19 protein-coding genes are annotated in these 19,994 nt (G+C 36.0%); 4 read left to right on the top strand and 15 right to left on the bottom strand.

Going from position 1 to position 19,994, the window contains the following annotated elements; translation table 11 throughout:
* Window positions 1-6: 6 nt before the first annotated feature.
* Window positions 7-966 carry an agmatinase gene (gene speB, locus EPA86_RS10200; protein ID WP_140603334.1) on the bottom strand — a complete coding sequence of 320 codons (960 nt, stop codon included), beginning with the start codon at window positions 964-966 and terminating at the stop codon, window positions 7-9.
* Window positions 967-1,204: 238 nt separating this feature from the next.
* Between speB and EPA86_RS10195 the strand changes: the two genes are divergently transcribed.
* A complete protein-coding gene (locus EPA86_RS10195) occupies window positions 1,205-2,167 on the top strand; it encodes an adenosylmethionine decarboxylase (protein ID WP_140603333.1) in 963 nt (320 codons plus the stop codon).
* Window positions 2,157-3,017 (top strand): polyamine aminopropyltransferase, encoded by an 861-nt coding sequence (gene speE / locus EPA86_RS10190; protein WP_140603332.1) that lies wholly within the window; start codon window positions 2,157-2,159, stop codon window positions 3,015-3,017. Before EPA86_RS10195 ends, speE begins: the two co-directional genes overlap by 11 nt.
* A gap of 116 nt (window positions 3,018-3,133) precedes the next feature.
* On the opposite strand, the gene EPA86_RS18210 is transcribed toward speE, so the two are convergent.
* From EPA86_RS18210 to EPA86_RS10180, 3 genes are all read right to left on the bottom strand, one after another.
* Window positions 3,134-3,289 (bottom strand): hypothetical protein, encoded by a 156-nt coding sequence (locus EPA86_RS18210; protein ID WP_170309622.1) that lies wholly within the window; start codon window positions 3,287-3,289, stop codon window positions 3,134-3,136.
* 152 nt (window positions 3,290-3,441) lie between these two features.
* Window positions 3,442-4,044, bottom strand: a complete 603-nt coding sequence (locus EPA86_RS10185) for a hypothetical protein (RefSeq protein ID WP_140603331.1) — start codon at window positions 4,042-4,044, stop codon at window positions 3,442-3,444.
* Between the two features lie 2 nt (window positions 4,045-4,046).
* A complete protein-coding gene (locus EPA86_RS10180) occupies window positions 4,047-4,523 on the bottom strand; it encodes an RNA polymerase sigma factor (RefSeq protein WP_140603330.1) in 477 nt (158 codons plus the stop codon).
* Between the two features lie 159 nt (window positions 4,524-4,682).
* Between EPA86_RS10180 and ggt the strand changes: the two genes are divergently transcribed.
* Window positions 4,683-6,344 carry a gamma-glutamyltransferase gene (gene ggt, locus EPA86_RS10175; RefSeq protein WP_140603329.1) on the top strand — a complete coding sequence of 554 codons (1,662 nt, stop codon included), beginning with the start codon at window positions 4,683-4,685 and terminating at the stop codon, window positions 6,342-6,344.
* A 93-nt stretch (window positions 6,345-6,437) separates the two neighbouring features.
* Here the strand turns inward: ggt and EPA86_RS10170 are convergent, their stop codons facing one another.
* From EPA86_RS10170 to EPA86_RS10145, 6 genes are all read right to left on the bottom strand, one after another.
* On the bottom strand, window positions 6,438-7,010 hold the full coding sequence (locus EPA86_RS10170) for a PEP-CTERM sorting domain-containing protein (RefSeq protein WP_140603328.1): 573 nt from the start codon (window positions 7,008-7,010) through the stop codon (window positions 6,438-6,440).
* Between the two features lie 143 nt (window positions 7,011-7,153).
* Window positions 7,154-8,830 carry an RluA family pseudouridine synthase gene (locus EPA86_RS10165; RefSeq protein ID WP_140603327.1) on the bottom strand — a complete coding sequence of 559 codons (1,677 nt, stop codon included), beginning with the start codon at window positions 8,828-8,830 and terminating at the stop codon, window positions 7,154-7,156.
* Window positions 8,831-9,075: 245 nt separating this feature from the next.
* Window positions 9,076-9,699 (bottom strand): LysE family translocator, encoded by a 624-nt coding sequence (locus tag EPA86_RS10160; protein ID WP_140603326.1) that lies wholly within the window; start codon window positions 9,697-9,699, stop codon window positions 9,076-9,078.
* Window positions 9,700-9,879: 180 nt separating this feature from the next.
* A complete protein-coding gene (locus tag EPA86_RS10155; RefSeq protein WP_140603325.1) occupies window positions 9,880-10,713 on the bottom strand; it encodes a THxN family PEP-CTERM protein in 834 nt (277 codons plus the stop codon).
* Window positions 10,714-11,015: 302 nt separating this feature from the next.
* Entirely contained in the window at window positions 11,016-11,984 is a 969-nt protein-coding gene (locus EPA86_RS10150; protein ID WP_140603324.1) for an NAD(P)-dependent oxidoreductase, read from the bottom strand.
* Between the two features lie 71 nt (window positions 11,985-12,055).
* Window positions 12,056-12,556 carry a putative 4-hydroxy-4-methyl-2-oxoglutarate aldolase gene (locus EPA86_RS10145; RefSeq protein ID WP_140603426.1) on the bottom strand — a complete coding sequence of 167 codons (501 nt, stop codon included), beginning with the start codon at window positions 12,554-12,556 and terminating at the stop codon, window positions 12,056-12,058.
* A gap of 132 nt (window positions 12,557-12,688) precedes the next feature.
* Here EPA86_RS10145 and prmA point away from each other — a divergent pair, with 132 nt between their 5' ends.
* Entirely contained in the window at window positions 12,689-13,570 is an 882-nt protein-coding gene (prmA, locus tag EPA86_RS10140) for a 50S ribosomal protein L11 methyltransferase (RefSeq protein ID WP_140603323.1), read from the top strand.
* Window positions 13,571-13,625: 55 nt separating this feature from the next.
* Here prmA and EPA86_RS10135 read toward each other — a convergent pair whose 3' ends face one another.
* The 5 genes from EPA86_RS10135 to EPA86_RS10115 form a co-directional block, all read right to left on the bottom strand.
* Entirely contained in the window at window positions 13,626-15,383 is a 1,758-nt protein-coding gene (locus EPA86_RS10135) for a GGDEF domain-containing protein (RefSeq protein WP_140603322.1), read from the bottom strand.
* A gap of 99 nt (window positions 15,384-15,482) precedes the next feature.
* Entirely contained in the window at window positions 15,483-17,267 is a 1,785-nt protein-coding gene (locus EPA86_RS10130; protein ID WP_170309621.1) for a tetratricopeptide repeat-containing diguanylate cyclase, read from the bottom strand.
* A gap of 62 nt (window positions 17,268-17,329) precedes the next feature.
* Window positions 17,330-17,602 (bottom strand): hypothetical protein, encoded by a 273-nt coding sequence (locus EPA86_RS10125; RefSeq protein ID WP_140603320.1) that lies wholly within the window; start codon window positions 17,600-17,602, stop codon window positions 17,330-17,332.
* A 180-nt stretch (window positions 17,603-17,782) separates the two neighbouring features.
* Window positions 17,783-19,510, bottom strand: a complete 1,728-nt coding sequence (locus EPA86_RS10120; RefSeq protein WP_170309620.1) for a GGDEF domain-containing protein — start codon at window positions 19,508-19,510, stop codon at window positions 17,783-17,785.
* Between the two features lie 56 nt (window positions 19,511-19,566).
* Window positions 19,567-19,818 (bottom strand): hypothetical protein, encoded by a 252-nt coding sequence (locus EPA86_RS10115; RefSeq protein ID WP_140603318.1) that lies wholly within the window; start codon window positions 19,816-19,818, stop codon window positions 19,567-19,569.
* Window positions 19,819-19,994 lie beyond the last annotated feature (176 nt).

Here is a 19,994-nt window from a genome sequence, read left to right as displayed (position 1 = left end):
GGTTCTCTACTTATGGTTTAAACAAATAATAAGTTCACGTACAACTTTGGCTGCGAAGACATCACTATTGCCCGTGGAGTCAATCTCTGGTGATAGCTCTACGACATCACAACCGACAAAATTCTTCCTTTTTAATATTTTACAAAGGCTGATAAAAGAGTGGAAGTCTTCACCGCCGGGTTCGGGTGTGCCAGTGCCGGGGAAAAAGCTTGGGTCAAAATAATCAAGATCTAAAGTTAAATAAATCGGGCGTTTATCGTCAATTTCAGCCACAGCTTGTAAAAATTCTTCACGACTATTTTTTAAGGTGTTGTTAGTGCGCATCCATTGATATTCATCTCTTGTGCCTGAGCGAATGCCATATTGAATGAGCTGATGTTGTTTAGTAAAGTGATCAGTGGCACGTTTGATAATGGAAGCGTGTGAAAAATGAAAACCTAAGTAACCATCGCGCAGATCCGCATGGGCATCTAGGTGCAATAAAACCAAATCATTATAAGCTTTTAAATATGTAGTGATAGGCGCATAAGAAATCGAATGTTCACCACCTAAGGTTAATGTTTTAATCTGATGCGCGCTAAAAAGTTCTGGGCTAAATTGTGTGAAATAATCGTCGGTTGCAGTTTGCCATTGTTGTTCAATATTTTTATGTTTGTCAGCTGTTGACGTGATTTTAGTTGATAGATTTCCTAAGTCAAAGAAGCAAATATCATCAATATCTTCATCAAGGTATGGCGAATATGATTCGATGCCGTCAGACACCGCGCGTAATGCATTTGGTCCGGCTTTTGTTCCCTTTCTAAAACAAGCCGTGCCATCAAACTCAAAACCTAATAGATAAATAGCATTTTCGAATAAGCAATTCGATGTTTGTGCACATTCAAAAATTGTTTCTGGTTGAATAAAGTTAACCGTTAAGTCGCCAATTTTCTTCTGTACGCTTGTTATACCATCTTTAGTATTCATCGCTTAAAACCATGTTATGTAGTGCTAGAATTAAAAGTCGCATTATGCTGAAAAACGCCATAAAGTATAGTCTTTTTATTGATGAATAAACAATCAATGAATTGATTGTTTAATTGCATAATTTACTATTGATATCTACAATTTTTTTTGTAAAATACCGCAATTTTTTGTGCTCTTATTTAGCGCACATTACTTTATATTTATAACGTCTTAGTAATACTCTATTTTAGGAAAGCCTGTGTTTTTTGAAGGTTCAGAAAAAAAAGTTGAAGTACTAGTTCATAATGAAAAATTCTCACTGCTTACTGATATTAGTGACGAATTTTGGGCTGAATTGGTTCATCGCTGCCATGCTAAAATACTATCAAGTATTTCAAATAAACAATGCAAAGCGTTTTTACTATCTGAATCAAGCCTGTTTGTTTGGGACAACTATTTTCTTATCTTAACCTGTGGTGAAACAAACCTCGTAAACTCAGTAGAATATTTTATTGAACAACTTGGCGTAGAAAAAATTAAACATTTAACGTACCAGCGTAAAAATGAATACTTCGCTCATGCTCAGCCCAGTTGTTTTGGCGATGATGTAAAACGGTTAACTCAATACCTGCCAGGTAAAGCAATGCGCTTTGGCGCTATGGACAGCCATCATAATTTTGTTTTTCATCAAGATAATGACTTTAAAGCATCTATTGATGATAAAACCTATGAAATATTTGCCTATCAAATTAGCGAAGAAGCTTCAAATCACTTAACTCGGCAAGGGCTAGAAGCTAACGATATTCGTGAATTTTTAAGACTTGAACAACTTATACCTAACTTCCAAATAGATGACTTTGTTTTTAAGCCTTATGGTTATTCTGTTAATGCTATATTTGGAAAAAAATATCTCACTATACATATAACGCCGCAAGCAGACAGTAGTTATGTAAGCTTTGAATCAAACATTAATTTAATTGAATTGCTCCCTATTATTTTAGTGGTGTTGCAACCTTCGTCGTTTGATTTGCTGAGTTACAATGAAACTGAATTCAAAACACTCACCGATAAGAATGTGCCACAAAGTTACGTTAGCCAATCTCTGGTACAACAAAAATTATCAAACGGTTTTTTGGTTAATTTTGCTAACTATATTTTACCAACACAACAATTTACGCAAGCCACTGAGTTTGATGTAGCAGGAGAAAATCATGAACTCTAATTTATGGATTGAAGAGAAATTTGAAGATTTTTTAGGTCTAAAATTTAAAGTCGAAAAAGTACTATTTTCAGGTCAGAGTGAATTTCAATCGGTTGATATCGTTGAAACGAAAGGGCATGGAAAAATGTTGCTCAATGATGGTTTAGTGATGGTAACTGAACGCGATGAATTTGCTTATCATGATATGATTTCGCATGTACCTTTATTTGCTCATCCTTCGCCGAAAAATGTTCTAGTTATTGGTGGTGGAGACGGCGGTACAGCTCGTGAAGTATTGCGTCATAGCAGTGTTGATAAATGCACTATGGTTGAAATCGATAGCATGGTCGTTGATGCTTGCCGTGAGTTTATTCCACAGACGGCTAAAGATCTTGATCATGAAAAATTAACCTTAATCATTGGCGATGGTGTTGAATTTGTGAAAAGCACAGATGAAAAATTTGATGTGATTATTGTTGATAGTACCGATCCTATTGGCCCTGCTCAGCCATTATTTGGAGAAGAATTTTATCAAGATGTTTATAAGTGTTTAAGTGACGATGGCATTGTCGTTTCGCAAGGCGAGTCTTCTTGGTATGCCATGGATATTCAGCAATCGTTATTAAAGGTTTTAAATACAGTTTTCCCAAAAAGTTATTTATACAGTTTTAGTAATTTAACCTATCCGGGGGGATTATGGAGTTTTACCTTCGCGACTAAAAAACATCACCCAACAAACGATTTTAGTGCTGAACGAGTAGAGGCGAGTGGATTAACTTTTGACTACTACAATGCCGCCTTACATAGTGCTTCTTTTGCGTTACCAAATTTTGTCAAAAAAGGTTTGGAAGGATTAATTGATAATGACTAAATGTATTATTTCTAATAATCAACGTTTTATTTGGCGTCGGTTGGTGAGGTAATTTAACTAGTAGGCCTAATGTTTATATGCGTAAAGCGCAGTGGAATACCATTTTTTGTGATGGTTTAACCCCCAAAGGGGAAGTTGAATGTATGATTAATAATGTTAATCATTTTCCCTTTGCTTGATGACGCATAGCTATTAGCTGCACTGATGATGCAAATAAACAATACCAGTAAAATAGTTGTTAGTGCAGTATGGCGGTTTTGTTTAGTTTTCATAATCATCCTCATTGTTAAATTTTTGAAATAACTCCTCTATGATTGATTTATGCAAGCAACCATTGAAAAGTAAATACTTGTTGATTGGTATTAGGGATAAACTGAGCTTTATATAATTTTAAGCTCAGCTAAGTTTGACTAGTTAATTTAAACTACTGTGATTCTAGTTCTAATAAACGCTGTTCAATTTTGGTTAATAGTGGGCCGAATTTCTTTTTCGCTGATCGTTTATTTAAGAAGTAAGCACCTACTACAAGCATAGCTAAAAAGCCGTAGTAAGTTACTAACTGGCTATTTAAATGAGGCATGCCTGATTCATCAACGGTAGCACCGAGTGTGATGAATATGATACTGACCGTAAGTGGTGCAATATACCAAGTAGCGACAGATTCTAGTAGTTGCTTTTGTTGAGATACTTTTTGCTTTTCATTCTCTAGAAATGATTTGATATTGGTGCTCTTGGGTGAATTAATTTTTTTCGCTTTTAGTAGTCTATATGGAATATAGATGCACGATAATACGGCGATTATTAACCCTGCTGACTGTAAAGTACCTGCACTATTAAATAACCCATAAATCCATACTGGTATTAATAACACCGCGATGGATATTTCGAGTATATCTCGACGTTTTATTTCTTTATCTATTTTGGTTGTTTGTTGCTCTAACATTGCTATTACCTTAGTAAAATCATCAGTTGTTAAAGGAGCCTCGACGGTTTCTTGCCAATCTTGTTTTAGGTCATCAAGTTTCATGGTTAATCTCCTATATACTGATTTTCAAATTCAACTTTAATACGCTTGATTCGAGAGCGAACAGCATTGGCACTAATACCAATAACTTCGGCACATTCGTCTGAAGACAAGCCATCTAAATACATCATCAAAATGCTGGCGTCAGTATCATTTAATTGATTCATAAATGTGTTTAAAATTTCAGCTTGGCAATTGTTTTGCGCAGGCTCAGTTACACTTATGGTATCTTTTGAAATAGATTGCTTTAAATCTTTGTGTTTAACTGCCTTTTTAACGAAAGTACACGCAGTATTTAAAGCCACTTTATACACCCAAGTTTCGCGGCTAGCTTGTCCTTGAAAGGAATCAAAACTTCGCCATAGCTGTAATAATATTTCTTGATACATATCGTCAAACTCGCCTTCATGACAATAGCGTGAAGCGATATAACGAATTCGCCCTTGGCTTTTTACTATCATTTGTTCAAATTCTCTATGCATCTGAAATCAGCTCATTCTTATTTAGATATTAAGTTAGTCTCTGGGAAAACATGATTGTGTCATAACAAGTAAAAAATATGATTTTTAGGTTTTTGTTTATATTCGATGACTTATTCATCATACTCTTATTTTTTACCTTCAAGTAAACAAGAGTTCATCATGAAACAATTATTATTATCCGGCTTTTTAGCGCTATTCTTGTGTATTTCATTTCAGTTACAAGCCGCACCTGAGGCTGCAGTAGCAATGCCAGATAGCTACAGTGCTCAAGTAAGCGAGCAAGTGTTAAATAGTGGCGGTAATGCTGTTGATGCTGCTATTGCTGCACAGTTTGTACTAGCTGTTACTTTACCTGAGGCAGGTAATATTGGTGGCGGTGGCTTTATGACAATTTATAAAGGAGGTGAGACTGATTTTTTAGATTATAGAGAGGTAGCCCCCAAAAAAGCGCATAAAGATATGTACCTAGATAAAAATGGTGAGGTAATACCTTATTTATCACTTTATGGCATATTATCATCTGGTGTTCCGGGTACTGTTGATGGTATGTGGCAAGCCCATAAAAAGTATGGCTCTAAAACCTGGCAATCTTTACTGGCACCAGCAATAAAATTAGCGCAAGAAGGGTTTATTGTTCACCCTGCGCTGAAAAGTAATATTAATTGGCGTATTGATAGTTTTAATAGCAAAGGAATTAAGGTTAATTTTGCTAAATACTTCTCATCAGCACAAACAAGTAAGATCTTTAAACAGCCTGAACTAGCTGAAACACTAAAGCGTATTTCTTCTCATGGCAGAGATGGTTTTTATCGAGGGCAAACGGCCAAAATCATTAGCCAATTTATGAAAGATAATGGTGGAATTATTAATGAGCATGATCTTGCTTCATATCAGTCAAAATGGCGTAAACCTATAGTTAAAAACTGGCGTGATTATACGGTTATCACTGCTCCCCCGCCAAGCTCTGGTGGCATTGCTATACTGCAATGGTTAACTATGTATGATTTAGTTAAAGGTGATAAAACCTATGAACATAATTCATTGGAGTACATGCATTCTTTGGCCGAAATAGGAAAGCGGGTTTTTGCTGATAGGGCAGAGTATTTGGGCGATCCTGACTTTATAAATGTCCCTGTAGCCTCATTATTAGATCAAAACTACTTAAGCCAAAGAGCCAAAGAAATATCATTAGATAAAATATCTATTTCTGAACAAGTTGCACCAGGTTTAGAAGAAAGTCGAGATACTACGCATTTTTCTATCGTTGATAAATGGGGCAATGCTGTTTCCAATACAACTACGATTAATTACACCTTTGGAAGTGGGGTGATTGTTGAAGGTGCAGGCTTTATTCTTAACGATGAAATGGATGACTTTAGTGCTAAGGCAGGTGTAGCAAATGTTTTTGGCGCTCTTGGCGGTACTGCAAATGAAATTCAGCCTAATAAAAGAATGCTCTCTTCAATGTCTCCAACGATTTTACTTAAAAATAACCAAGTTAATATGGTAACGGGCTCCCCAGGTGGTACCACAATTATTAGCTCTGTATATCAATCAATTCTTAATAGCATTGAGTTTAATATGAGTGCTAAGAGTGCAGTTAATACACCGCGCTTTCACCATCAATTATGGCCTAAAGATGTTATTGAACACTATGCAGGGATTGAGCAAGCCACGTTAAGCAGCTTAAGTGGTAAGGGGTACACTCTGAAACAGAGAGAGTTTGGAGATCTACAGTTAATTTCTACTGTTAATGGGAAATATCAAGCAGCTTCGCAACAAGGTAATGCTCATCGTGGTGTCGCGCTTGTGATTAAGTAAATGCGGTATACATAAACAGACAATAAAAAAGCACCAACTAAGGTGCTTTTTTTATAGATAACTTAACCTTTTAACTAGGTAAATAATTAAAAGTTAAGCTTTCTTTGATTTTCTAGCTGCTAAACCAAGTAAAGCTAAACCGAACATTGCGATGGTAGAAGGCTCAGGAACCTCAGTCGCTGTATACTCAAGAGTTGCTTTGACAAAAGGTGCTGTATTATTCAATGAACCAAAAGCTACATGAACACCTTGATTGAAGTTCACTGCTAGTTGGAATAAGTTATCATTTAAAATAGAGGCCATTTGAAGAGCAGTTATATTGAAAGTTCTTGATGCATGCCAAGCATTAATGCCCATGTTAGCGGTTAACTCTGTCCAACCGTTTAATCCATTACTAAAAGCACCGTGAGTGCCTAAGTCAAATGACTCCACAATAATGTCAAAAGTCTCACCACTCGATAGATTAGAAAAACCAAGATCACCTTGTACTTCTATTATTAAATTAGCGTCAGTATTAGCCATCCAATCATCAATAGCCCAATCAAAACCAAAATCTTGAAAATCTTCTGTTTGCTCAAGTTGATCTGATTGAACCATTAACCCAGCATTAGCAATGCCACTTACCACTAAAAAAAGACTTATAAATGCTGCTTTCAACACTTTCATAACACAGTTATCCCTTACAAATTATACAAAAGAGCACGATAGAGCAAAGAACATGCCTCTTTAATAATTGGTAATCATTTCAGTTATTTACATTTAGTGGTGCTTTTAGAAAATATGCACATGTAAAAAAAGCAGACACTGTTCTAGAAATCTGCCTCAACTTCAAATGTGAGTAATTCTTTACTAATAGGGTGTGTAAAAGATAAACGTTGCGCATGCAAATGGAGCCTTGTTGAATGTTTACCGTATAAACCATCTCCAACAATAGGCATATTAAGCCCTTGAGGGTGTGCACAATGTACCCTTAATTGATGTGTTCTACCCGAAATAGGGTATAAATAGAGTTTGGTTTGAGAGTTGCCCTGTTCAATAACTTCCCAATGTGTTTCTGCTTTTTTACCGTATTGATAACAAACCATTTGTCGTGGTCTATCATCAATGTCACCGCGCAATGGTAAAGTAATTTTACCTGACTTCTCTGTCGGTAAGCCATCAACTATCGCGACATAGCGCTTACTGATTTTCTTATCAATAAACTGATGTTGTAGGTCTTTATGGGCTCGTTCATTTAATGCGAGTAACAGTAAACCTGAAGTAGCCATATCTAAACGATGCAAAACTAAACTTCCTGTTGCCTGTGGGAACATTTCTCTAATTCGACTATATACTGAATCTTGAATGCTTTTACCTGGCACTGAAAGGAAATCTGCAGGTTTATTTACCACAACGAGATGTTCATCGCGATAAATAATATCTAAGCTTTTGCCTTCAGCGGGATTTCTTAATAATGGATTATCTTCAACATCAATCCCCTTAAGCATATGGGTAAGAATTGGCTGACATTTTCCTTGGCATGCAGGGTAGAAGTGAAGATGCTTGCGTATTTCTGATTTTGGTTGTTCTCCCCACCAAAATTCAGCCATGCACACAGGCGTTAAACTGTGCAAAAATGCGTATTGCAATAGTTTAGGCGCGGCGCAATCACCACTACCTGCTGGAGGTTTTTGCACAATGGTGTCTCGAAATAACTCAACTAAATCTTTCTGATCTCCTTGAATATTAAGTAATTGGTATTGCTTAAAGTACTCTTTTTGCAATTTTGAAGACAGTTTCTTTCGTGTTTTTTTCAGCGTGTTAATTTCCAAGGTTAACTTGGTTAATTCGAGTTCAATGGCGTTAAGTTGTTGTCCTGAACTTTCTTTCAATGCCAGCAATGTTTTTTTATCAGTGACACTTTGTCTTGCAAGCTCAATACTCATACTACGGTATTCATTTTCAGTTAAATTAGCGCTCTGCAACCATAAACGCTTCTCCTTGCGCTTTTTTTTGTTCTCTCGCATCTTTGATTGCAGTTGTTCAATTTGCTCTTGAGTACACTTGCTTTGCTTGGTAAATAATTGTGCTAGTTCTGTTAGTTTTGGGTTTGCTTCTAAGCGAGCTATTTCGCTATTTATATTATTTATCTGTGCTTGCTTTGCTACCTCTTTTGCCGATTTATCATTAACTTGATGAATGGCCGGAACAAAGTTTATGTTGTTTTCTTCATCAGCATTGCAGTCATTAGTATTACCTGACAATGCTGATAAATAACCTAACTCTCCTTTTGGTGTTTTAACAACTAATACACCATACATCCTGCCCCTTTGCTTTGAACTTAATGGATGAAATATTTCAAGTTTTTGTTGTAACTCTTCACATGCAATCTCGGCGAGTAAATGTGGCTTATAGCAAAAGGGATAGGTAAATTGCTTGGGCAATATTACTGCAGAGGTATCATGGGTATATGGGGTAACACATGAGGGGATACTAATTTGAGACATATAAGCGACTAACAATATTAAAAATAGAAGTGTTTAGCACTTAACTAAACACAATAATTATGGAGTATATTTTAATGTGTTTTAACCATCTTCGCATTAGTTTATGGCGTTTTAGCCATTTTCGAGTAATGGCTTATTATTGAATCTCAGCTCGGGATAACAACTTGCTTTATAGCAGTCTATTTTCCTTACTACAGCGTAAAATTAGTTTGCAATAGACTAGCTATTGACGCATTAATTTGCCGCTAGCTCAAAGCTAACCATAGCGCGACTAACATCATTAACAAACCTGAAATTTTGTTTAGTATTTTCACATTGTTAGCTTGAGTTAATAACTTAGCGATGGTTTTTCCGCCTGTTGCATAAATCATCATGCAAGAAAACTCAGACAGCAAAATAACAGCAATTAAAAGACTTAATTGTGGTGCTAGATCTAATTCGGTATTAATAAAAGGAGGCAGTAGCGATATCATAAATGCCCAACCCTTAGGGTTTGCAATGGCAGTAACAAAGCCTTGGATGAATAATTGCTTGTTCATCACTTGAGTAGTTTTTTCAGAAGCGGCAGATAAAGCAAGTTTGCCTTTTGATTGCCACATACTTACACCAACATAGAGTAAATAACCGGCCCCAATAAACTTTAAAACATTAAAAAGCTGAGGGTATTTTAACATGATAGCAGAGACACCAATAACTGCTGCAATAGCTACAATGGCAACACCAAGTAGCTCGCCATACATCATCCACAATGTTTTTCGAATACCTACTGACATACCAAGCGTCATTGCTAAAGTCATGCACATACCTGGCGTAATACTAACTAAAAAGAAAGTCGGTATAAAAAGGGATAATAAAGTGACATCTATCATAGGAAGGGCGGGAGCATAGCTTAATGTTAAAGCGCTATATTAAACCATTGCCAATTAACAGGCCATCGATAACTATTGAAAAGAAAAAAAGCAGCTTAGCGCTGCTTTTTTTCTACTTCAATTAAGGTGTACTTTATTTTATAGAACACATTAATGAATTATATTAAAACTCATTAACTGCTAAATGTGTTTGTTTCGCATACTAGCGAAAATACCAAATAAAGCTAAACTCATTAGCAATATTCCAGAAGGCTCAGGAACCTGAGTAATTCTCATCATAACTTGAAATTCGTTAGACTCACCTTCAACCGTGGTTAAACCAATACAGCCATTTGTTGCACCAGGAACTCGGTCACAAATTGTATTGTTAAGCACACTTAAACCAGAACCATTTGTTGTGCTAATTAATCTTAACTCAGTGTTGTAAGTGTATTGTCCAATACCAAACTGTTGATTCAACGTGCCTTCGCCTTGGTCGAAAATTACACCAGCTGGCATCGTAATAACAAAAATATCATTAGAGCAAGCAACACCACCACAAATTCCTGCAACGTTTGGTGTTTCTTTAAAGAAAATATCAAATGCAATTGCTGGCGGTGGCGTTATAGGAAATGGAAATCCTGTCGGTGTTATTTGTAATACGGTACTAAGTACAGTGCTTTCTAAAACACTCGAAGCACCAGGAATAGCAATATTATTATGTACTAACAGAGCCGTTTGAGCTGAATCTCCGTTAGCTAAATTAAAGCCTGTAACATTACCATTGTTGCCAGAGGAAATGTCTAAAGAACTTTGGGTAACTTGATCACCCCATGCAAGCGTTGTTGGCGCTCCAAAGAAAATATTCGTGTTTGATTCTGTAGGGGTACCAGTACCCGCAGTATAAACTGTTGGACCTGTAAATGCTGAATCAACAATAAAATCCCATGCAGTAATCGGCGTTGCATTACTTGTAAAAGCAATACTTAGCAATGAAAAAGTGAATGTAACTAAAATCTTTTTAAGCGTGTTCATTTTTTACTCCTTTGCAGTATAAATCTAAAATACACCTTTAATTAGTTATTTCGGATGAATTGCCTGATATAAAAACAGTACGACTAATTAAAATTCTACAACTATAAGCGGTAATCCATTCAGGTTATTAATTGCATAGTTTGCGCCACAATAGTTATTTGCGTGAAAACTAAGGAATTTATTAGTTTTAGGTGTGGAGTATATACTCTAATTGTAAAGAATGCTGACAATGAAGAGGCGCCCCTTTATAAGCAATGTGAATAAAGGGGGTTAAGTTTGATTTCGGTAGGATCTAATAGAGCTTAATTGCCGCCACAAATAAAAGCTTGAGTAGAAATAGCACTATGCTCAAGGGCTGAATTTGCAGGTAATTCTTCATTACCAGCGAGTAAGTAAATCACTTGCTGGCCTTTTTCAGCTAGCTCTAAAGCATGTCGATAATTAATTAATATACTGGAGGTAATACTTTGCGGGAACTTCTCTGCGTCTCGACGAATGTATTCAATTAAACCAATATTTACCTCTTCATCATAAAATACTGCATCGGCAAACTGCATAGCTCTATGAGCACTCAAGGTCAAATTGTCAGGGTTTCCATCTTTGGTGTGAATAAAAGTAATTTCACCTTTAGGCGGAGCTACTTCTTCTTTTAAACTGGCGATTAATTGCTGCTCAGCATCATGTTGATTACCCGCTAATATGGCTTTACCAATATTGCCACGAAGTGTGTTTTCCCAGAAGGTTCTGCGGTTACGTAAGCCTTTAATGCGCGCTTTTACGTGATCTCTAAACTTCAATGAAAAGTCAGCTAAACGACCATAGCCTTCAGGTAATATTTTTTCGATTTGCTCTCTTAACATACGAATAAGTATAGGAGCGCTGCCCGAGCTAGATAAGGCAATAATCATTGGTGAACGATCAATAATGGCAGGTGTGATATAGGTACAAAGCTCTGGTTGGTCAACCACGTTAGCTAAAATATTGCTTTGCACCGCTTCATGATAAATGGCTTCATTTACTGCTTTATCATCAGTTGCTGCAATCGCTAAGGTAATACCGCTTAACTTACCTGCTTCATAATTGTGCTGTAACCAATTTAGTTCGTTTTCATTGATTAACCGGCCAACCGCTTCATTAACTTCAGCCGCCATAATCGTAATATTTGTGGTGGTTTTTAGTAGTAATTCAATTTTACGCGCTGCAACTTCGCCACCACCAACAACCATGGCAGATATTTTCGCGCCATCAAGAAAAACGGGAAAGTACTTCATTAATAAACCTAATTAATTTTGCTTTGCTATTACAATGAAGCAAACATTAACATAGGAAAAAAGCAAAAACCTTAATCTAGTTTGACTAAATGACTATTTAATAATTTTTCACTTACGGCTAAACCATTGTCATCACCATAAATAAACTGGCCTGGAATAAAATTAACGCCAGCAAAGTTAAGTGGAACATTCACTTCACCAACGCCTAGCTTCTCAGTTTTAATAGGGTTACACCCTAAAGCTTTAACACCTAAAGCTAAGGTGGAAATTGTGCCTGCATCACGTATACAGCCATTAATTACAATGCCTTGCCAACCATTAGTTACTGCTTTTTCAGCGAGCATATCACCGAGCAAGGCATTGGTTAAACTCGCTTTGCCATCAACTACCATAACTTTACCTGTACCATTGGTTGCCACAAGCTCTTTAACTTTTGAGTTATCGTTAAAACACGAAACAGTGACAATTTCACCAAAGAAAATCCTTTTCTTACCGAAGTCTTTAAATAAGGGCTGAACTAAGGTTAATTGATCAGCGTGGTCATCAAACAGGTCTGGAAGTAAATCAAGCATTGGTGTCGTCATCATTTTTCTCATAATGTTGTGAATTAACTCCTACTCTAGCAGTAATGAATGGTAAACTAGCATCAAGCTTATTTATGGCTACTATTTAGCTTTGATATTTATAAACACTGAGAACCGAACATGCCTTGGATACAACTTAGATTAAGTGCCAACGAAGAAACCGCTGAAAAATACTCAAATATGTTATCTGCCTGTGGCGCACAAGCTGTAACCTTTATTGATGCCCAAGACACCCCTATTTACGAACCTTTACCGGGTGATGAAGTGATTTATTGGGCGAATACTGTGGTTATGGGCTTGTATGATGCAAGTCATGATATGGACAAAGTGTTAAATTATTTACGTAGTATTCATCCTGACAAACAAGACATGCAATACAAGCTTGAACAGTTAGAAGATAAAGACTGGGAACGCGAGTGGATGGATAACTTCCATCCGATGAAATTTGGTAATCGCTTATGGATTTGCCCAAGCTGGCGTGATATTCCAGAGCCAGATGCCGTTAATGTTATGTTAGATCCTGGCCTTGCCTTTGGTACAGGGACACACCCAACCACAGCGCTGTGTTTAACTTGGTTAGACGGCTTAGATCTTAAAGATAAAACGGTAGTAGATTTTGGTTGTGGTTCTGGCATTTTATCATTAGCAGCATTAAAGCTTGGTGCGAAAAAAGTCATCGGTATTGATATTGACCCACAAGCACTACAAGCAAGTCTTGCTAATGCAGAACGAAACAATGTTGCCGACAGACTTGAGCTATTTTTACCAAAAGATCAGCCTAAGTTTAAAGCGGATGTTGTTGTGGCAAATATTTTAGCTGGGCCTCTTCGTGAGTTAGCGCCTACTATTATGGACTACGTTGGTGAAAAGGGCTTGCTGGCGTTGTCAGGTGTATTAGAAGAACAAGCAGAAACACTGCAAGGCATTTATGGTCAATGGTGTGATATGGAGCCCGTTACCGTACAAGAAGAATGGGTAAGATTAAACGGACAACGAAAATAAGCAATTAGTTTAACTGATTAAGTAACTGAGACTACCCGTTTTCTCTCAGTTACTTTTATTCTTGAGGTGCCTCAATCTCAAAGGCACACACTTTATTTCTACCACTATTTTTTGCGCGATACGTTGCAATATCAGCATCTTTCAACAGTGCTTGTAAGTCAAAGCCAGAACGAATTACATCGGTTACGCCGAAACTGGCCGTAATAGTAAAGTGGCAACCTACGGCTTCAGTATTAATATTTTCTATTGCCTTTCTACAGGCTTCTGCTCTTGCCATTGCGGCATTTATGTCACAACTAGGTAGCACTAAACAAAACTCTTCACCGCCTAGTCTGGCAAAAATATCATTTTTTCGGCCAATTGCTTGGCATACTTTGATCGACTCCTGTAATGCCCAGTCACCAATAGCATGACCATAAGTATCATTTATTTGCTTAAACAAATCTAAATCAAATAGAACAAAGCTTAACTCTTGGTGAGCACTTTTACAGTATTTTAATGCAATTTTTGCGACATGATTAAAGTGACGACGGTTATAAATACCTGTGAGCTCATCATATTCTGATAGCACTTTAATAACCTGATGAGTTTTATATAACCGTATCCCCCACAGCGACAAAATAATCAAAGACAGCACTAATACCACAATCACTAATTGTATATTGGTAATTTTACTTTTAGCTAATGTTTGTTCTGTAGTGAGTAACGCATTCGTTTCATTGAGTAATTCAATACGATTTTTTTGTTCAATACTTTTATGTTGTGCTAATTGAACTGCGATGTGCTTTGCGTGAATCTCATCTACGTAAGCTTTGTCTAGTTCGCTAAATACCTTGAAATAAGTATGAGCAAGTTCAAGGTTGTTTTCATGCTCAGCTATTTTATAAAGTAAACTATAGGTTGCTCTTGCACGTTCGATACCTGTGTTGTTTTTATTGATGCTTTTAGCAAGGTCAGCATGCTCTTTAGCGAGAGCTAACATCTCTAATGCTAAATACGCTTGAGCAATACTGTTATGTGTTTCGGCAATACCCATAGGAAATAATGTTGATTTTACTTCTTCTATATGAGGTAGTAATAAATCGAGTACTTGTTGAGGTTTATTTGCTTCGAACAATTGTTTCGCTTGAATTAATCTAACTGAGTTAGCACCTAATTTATTTTTAGCTTTGATGCAAATAGATAAGGCTTTATCTGTGGTTACATTATCAGAAGTTAATTGATTAATATTATAAGCAGCTTCAGCGTGAAAACGTTCAATAAAACATTGATTTGATAATGAAACGTCATAATTCTTTAGTCTATTAATATACTCAAGTGTTAACTCATATTGTTTCATTTCGCTATAAAAAATCACAACGGTTAATAAGCTACTTACTATGAGTTTTTGTTCTTTAATAGTAGGTATTAAAACATTATTTTTTTCAATAAAAGCTAAGCCTTCTTCCCAGTTTTTGGTTATGGCATACAAGTTAACTAATGTGTAATTAATTCTAAATTTTAGGTTTGTATCAGTTATTGATGGTAATACTGATGTCAGGGTTTTTTCCGCTTGTACATGCTCACCAGAATAAGCAAAAAAGTACCCTTGTAGATATTGAAAAAAATCATTTTGACTTTTAGAAAAGAATTTCTGATGTTTTTTGAGACGATAGAGGGTTTCTTTAAACTTTTTAGGATCGCTTAATCTTGAATTGTCTGCTAGTGATAACTGTTCCGTTATTACCTCTTCGCTGAGTGACTCCTGAGCTAATACTTTAGTACTCTGTACAAAAAAATAAAAAAGAAAAAAGCTAACTACACTAAGCCACACAGAGGTCGGGATATATTCCTTACACCTTGTAAAAATAGTAACACTCCAAACAACAAAAACGGTAGTTGACCAATTAGGCAAATAATATTTAGTTTAAGATTAAGTGATACTCCATGAACTGTCTAGCTGCTTTTGTTCAGGTTTTTCTTCAATAGTAAATACCGTAATACGGTTTCGACCTGCATGCTTAGACTCATAAGCTGCACTGTCAGCATCGGCAAGTAGTTTTTCTAGCACAAAACCTGATGTTTTAGCGTCGGTTACACCAAAACTCGCGGTTAACTTAAAATCGTGCCCTGAGGCTTCAGTGACAATGCCTTCAATCGCTTGTCTACACTGCTCTGCACGTAAAGCCGCCGTTCGTATGTCGCAGCTTGGTAGTAATATACAGAATTCTTCGCCGCCTAATCGGGCAAATATGTCGTTTTGTCTACCAAAATCTTTACAAACGCTTATAGCTTCGATTAACGCCCAATCCCCTGTGGCATGACCATAAGTGTCATTCACCGATTTAAAGTGGTCTAAGTCGAAAATTATTACACTTAACTCTTGTTTTGCACTTTCACAATAGTTTAATGCACTAGTAGCCACTTGAGTAAAATGACCACGATTGAATATACCTGTTAAGGAGTCAAATTCGGCCAATTCTTTTATGCGTTTATGGGCTTTATATAAGCGACCACCCCAGAAGGTAAATAACAACAGGCTGATAATCAGCACCGTAATGAATAAGCGAGTATTTGTTACCTCGGCTTCTGACAGTGCTTGTTTGGTTTCTAATAAGGCATTCTTTTCGTTAAGCAGGGCTATTTGAGTTTCTTGTTCGGCAGTTTTATGTTGTGCTAACTGAAATGCTAAGTGCTTAGCTTTCTCGCCTTCTAAGTTAGCTCTTTCTATTTCTGCGTATTTTTCGTAATACTCTAATGCCAAGGTAGGGCTATTTTCTGCTTTGGCTATCTCATAAAGTAATAGGTAAGTATCAACACCTTGTAGCAGATTGGATACGTTACTATTTACTGCAAGAGCTGCCTGTGCTTGTGATTTAGCACTTTCTAAGTCGTTTATTTTTATGAAAGACCTAGCTAGCACGTTATGCATCTCAGCAATTAGCATAGGATATTGGGTAGCTTTAGCGTCATTCAAATGACCTAATAAAAACTCCAGTGCTTCTTGGGGCATGTCATTTCGCAAATAGAGCTTTGCTTTATGTAAACGCACAATATGTGCAGGAATCAGAAAATTAGCATTAATGCAATCATCAATAGCATCATTGAAGTTTGTATCGTTTAGCTTCAATTCTTTTAGGTTAAATCTTGCTTCTAAGTTTAATTGTTTGAGAGCACATGTATTTGTTGGTGATAGTGTTTGATTTGATAGCTTGTCAATATATTTTAGTGCGAGTTGGTACTGCCTCATTTGACTATAAAATACTATCACTGATAGTAAACCGTTTTGGTATTGCTCTATATCATCGATGTATTGCAAAATTTCGTTATTTATTGCGATGTGTTTTAATCCTTCGGACCAATTTTTGGTGGCTGTAGCGACAACAATAAGTGAATAATTAACTCTGTACCTTAGCAATTTATTCAGTTTTTCTTTTTGTAGAGCTCGTAATTTTGATGCTGCTTTGTCAAATTGACCACTATAAATAAAGGAGAATGCAATTAAAAAATTGAGATGCTGTTTTTGTTCATTTTTGAGGTTAGGTTGGCCTTGTAGTTCATAAATTAGTTCATTGAATTTTGTTGGGTTAGTACGTTTGTGTTTCTCCGCTAATTTTAGTTTATCTGAGATGTTTTTGGCTGAGAGTACTCTTACTTCTGTAACTTCATTAGCATGAGTTATTTGGGGGAATAAACTTAAGGCAAATGAAGTCAGCATAACGCAACTGTATATGCACAGACAGTATGAGGTCATGCTGATAAATTTCATTTTATATATAATTAACCAATAATTGCTAGTAGGTTATTGGTTTCAGTTTCTTCTTCATTGCTTTCCTCAGGCTCGTCATCTTCCGCAGGAGCAATTGGAATAAAAAACTTAATTTTTGAAATCTCATCAGAAGCATCTAGTAATCGCTTAGCATCTTTGGCTTTTATAGCTTTCTCTTGCTCTAAGCTAATGTCTGCTTCTGCAAGCATAGTGGTAATATTATCTTGGTTATTTAACGTGGCATTGCTTGCTAAGCCAACTAACACTTGAATGGCTTCACTCATAGGGTTTACTCCGATTTTTATTGTTAAATTTTAACTTACCGCTTAACGAGTTACATTAATGTACTAATGTTATATGGAGGTTTAAATTAGCAGAAATTAGCAGCTATTAGCAATGTGTTTTTCAAGCAAGGTATGTAATGGTTAAACCTGTTCATTTATTAAGGTCAAAGATGATTAGCGTTAAGTGATACTCCATGAACTGTCTAGCTGCTTTTGTTCTGGTTCTTCTTCTACCGTAAACACGGTAATGCGGTTTCTTCCAGATTTTTTTGAATCATATGCAGCTTCATCGGCATCAGCAAGGAGTTTTTCTAACTCAAACCCTGAGGTCTTAGCATCTGTGATGCCAAAGCTAGCGGTTATTTTAAAGTCATGCCCAGAAGCTTCAGTAACAATATCTTCGATGGCGCTTCTACAATGTTCAGCAACTAAAGCTGCACTACGAATATGGCAGCTGGGTAATAAAATACAAAATTCTTCACCGCCTAACCGAGCAAAGATATCATTTTTACGTCCCACATTTTGGCATACTTTAATGGTTTCTTTTAACGCCCAATCGCCTGTAGCGTGACCATAGTTATCGTTGATTGATTTAAAGTAATCTAAATCGAACATAATCACACTCAAATCTTGTTCAGCACTTTTACAATAACGTAACGTACTTGTTGCCACTTGGGTAAAATGACCACGATTGAATATTCCTGTTAAGGCGTCAAACTCAGCCAATTCTTTTATACGTTTGTGTGCTTTGTATAAGCGACCAGCCCAAAAGATGAATAACAGCAGACTGATAATCAACACCATAATGATTAAACGGGTATTGGCTACTTCGGCTTCTGATAGAGCTTGTTTTGTTTCTAATAGAGTATTTTTTTCATTAAGTAAGCTTATCTTACTTTGTTGTTCAAATGATTTATGCTCTGCAAGTTGATATGCAAAGTGCTTGGCTGTTATTTCATCTATATAAGATTGATTTAATTGAGAGTATTTTTCATGGGCAAGTAGTGATGCAGAAAAGTCGCTTTGCTTTTTCGCTATATGATAGAGAAATTTATATGAATTGATAACACCTTGAGTAGTCGGAATATTAACGGCTTTTTCAATGGTTTTGTTTGAGTAATAAGCGCTTTTCTCAAAGTCACTTTGTTTAAAGTATGTCTCAGCAATTAGTGAGTAAAACCTTACAATTAACCTAACATACTTTACTGATTCAACTTCATGAATATACTTTAATAATAAGGTGTTGGCATGTTCAAGCTGCTCATCTTGAATATGCATTTCAGCAACATATGTACGTAGTAAATTTGCCGCGATAGGCTCTTTATTACAAGCATTTATAGCGGATTCAATTTCTATAGGATCAACTTTTAAGTCTGTAGTGTAAAAAATTGACTCAAACTTAAACATTTTAGCTAAACAATTTTGTCGTGCATCTTTTGTTTGTTTTTCTAGTTGATTTGCGTAAGTTAACCCTAAAGAATACTGACCGATTTGATTATAAAACATTGCAGCTAAAGCTAATCCGTCATTTTGATATTGCTCGTTATTGATTTTAGGGAGCTCTTCTAGGAGTACAGTTAAATTAGATAAACCATCAGCCCAGTTTCTGTTATATGCGTAAAAATTTATAAGTGTTAAGCGAGATCTAAACTTTATTGTCTCACTTGCCTCTGATCCTAATATTTCTTTAAGGATTGTTTTAGATTTTTCGGTTTTTCCTGAAAAGGCAAGTTGATATGCTTGCAGGTATCGCAAGTAATACCTTTGTTCATTATCTAGGAGTTTTTTTTGTTCTTCCAATGAGCTTAACAATTCTGAGAACTTTGAAGGGTTACTACTTTTAACGTTATCTGCCTCTTCTAACTTGATTGAAATGCTTTCAGTGAAGCCTGTTATTGAGAAGAGCAATAAATATGCAAATAAAAAAATTATGAGGAACTTATTGCTATAAATCATATTAATATTTAGAAGCTAACAACTGACTTTACATCAGATTCTTCTTCTTTCTCTTCCTCTTTTTTGCTTGGTTCTTCATCTTCAGCAGGTATTAGAAAGCACTTAATATCGGGGCAAATATCTAATTGGCGTTCAAGTGCCGTAATATCTTTATTGATAATTGCTTCAGCCTGTTCAGAACTCACTTGAGCGGCTAATTGTTCTATATCTGCTGATGCATTCTGAGCCATTTCTGTTAAAATTTCTATTACTTTGTTCATAGGTTTACTCCATTTTAATTATTAAGTTTCAACTTGTAGTTTAGAGAGTTACAAAACTGAGCCACTATTTTTTAGAGAATTAAAAGTAGCAGATTATGTCTTGCATTAGCAATGTGTTTTTCTGAGCACTAATTTTCATGTCGTTATCAACACTTGAATAACTTTTTATAAATAAT

The organism is Litorilituus lipolyticus, assembly GCF_006439335.1.
Classification (GTDB): Bacteria; Pseudomonadota; Gammaproteobacteria; order Enterobacterales; family Alteromonadaceae; genus Colwellia; species Colwellia lipolytica.
The sequence above is the reverse complement of the archived record's forward strand: the minus strand, read 5'-3'. Positions and strand labels throughout refer to the sequence as shown.

What these genes read in the sequence shown, in the direction of transcription:
- speB (WP_140603334.1), bottom strand. Translation starts at nt 966, where the DNA reads ATGAATACTAAAGATGGTATAACAAGCGTACAGAAGAAAATTGGCGAC.
- speE (WP_140603332.1), top strand. Translation starts at nt 2,157, where the DNA reads ATGAACTCTAATTTATGGATTGAAGAGAAATTTGAAGATTTTTTAGGT.
- EPA86_RS18210 (WP_170309622.1), bottom strand. Translation starts at nt 3,289, where the DNA reads ATGAAAACTAAACAAAACCGCCATACTGCACTAACAACTATTTTACTG.
- EPA86_RS10185 (WP_140603331.1), bottom strand. Translation starts at nt 4,044, where the DNA reads ATGAAACTTGATGACCTAAAACAAGATTGGCAAGAAACCGTCGAGGCT.
- EPA86_RS10180 (WP_140603330.1), bottom strand. Translation starts at nt 4,523, where the DNA reads ATGCATAGAGAATTTGAACAAATGATAGTAAAAAGCCAAGGGCGAATT.
- ggt (WP_140603329.1), top strand. Translation starts at nt 4,683, where the DNA reads ATGAAACAATTATTATTATCCGGCTTTTTAGCGCTATTCTTGTGTATT.
- EPA86_RS10170 (WP_140603328.1), bottom strand. Translation starts at nt 7,010, where the DNA reads ATGAAAGTGTTGAAAGCAGCATTTATAAGTCTTTTTTTAGTGGTAAGT.
- EPA86_RS10165 (WP_140603327.1), bottom strand. Translation starts at nt 8,830, where the DNA reads ATGTCTCAAATTAGTATCCCCTCATGTGTTACCCCATATACCCATGAT.
- EPA86_RS10160 (WP_140603326.1), bottom strand. Translation starts at nt 9,699, where the DNA reads ATGATAGATGTCACTTTATTATCCCTTTTTATACCGACTTTCTTTTTA.
- EPA86_RS10155 (WP_140603325.1), bottom strand. Translation starts at nt 10,713, where the DNA reads ATGAACACGCTTAAAAAGATTTTAGTTACATTCACTTTTTCATTGCTA.
- EPA86_RS10150 (WP_140603324.1), bottom strand. Translation starts at nt 11,984, where the DNA reads ATGAAGTACTTTCCCGTTTTTCTTGATGGCGCGAAAATATCTGCCATG.
- EPA86_RS10145 (WP_140603426.1), bottom strand. Translation starts at nt 12,556, where the DNA reads ATGCTTGATTTACTTCCAGACCTGTTTGATGACCACGCTGATCAATTA.
- prmA (WP_140603323.1), top strand. Translation starts at nt 12,689, where the DNA reads ATGCCTTGGATACAACTTAGATTAAGTGCCAACGAAGAAACCGCTGAA.
- EPA86_RS10130 (WP_170309621.1), bottom strand. Translation starts at nt 17,267, where the DNA reads ATGCTGACTTCATTTGCCTTAAGTTTATTCCCCCAAATAACTCATGCT.
- EPA86_RS10125 (WP_140603320.1), bottom strand. Translation starts at nt 17,602, where the DNA reads ATGAGTGAAGCCATTCAAGTGTTAGTTGGCTTAGCAAGCAATGCCACG.
- EPA86_RS10115 (WP_140603318.1), bottom strand. Translation starts at nt 19,818, where the DNA reads ATGAACAAAGTAATAGAAATTTTAACAGAAATGGCTCAGAATGCATCA.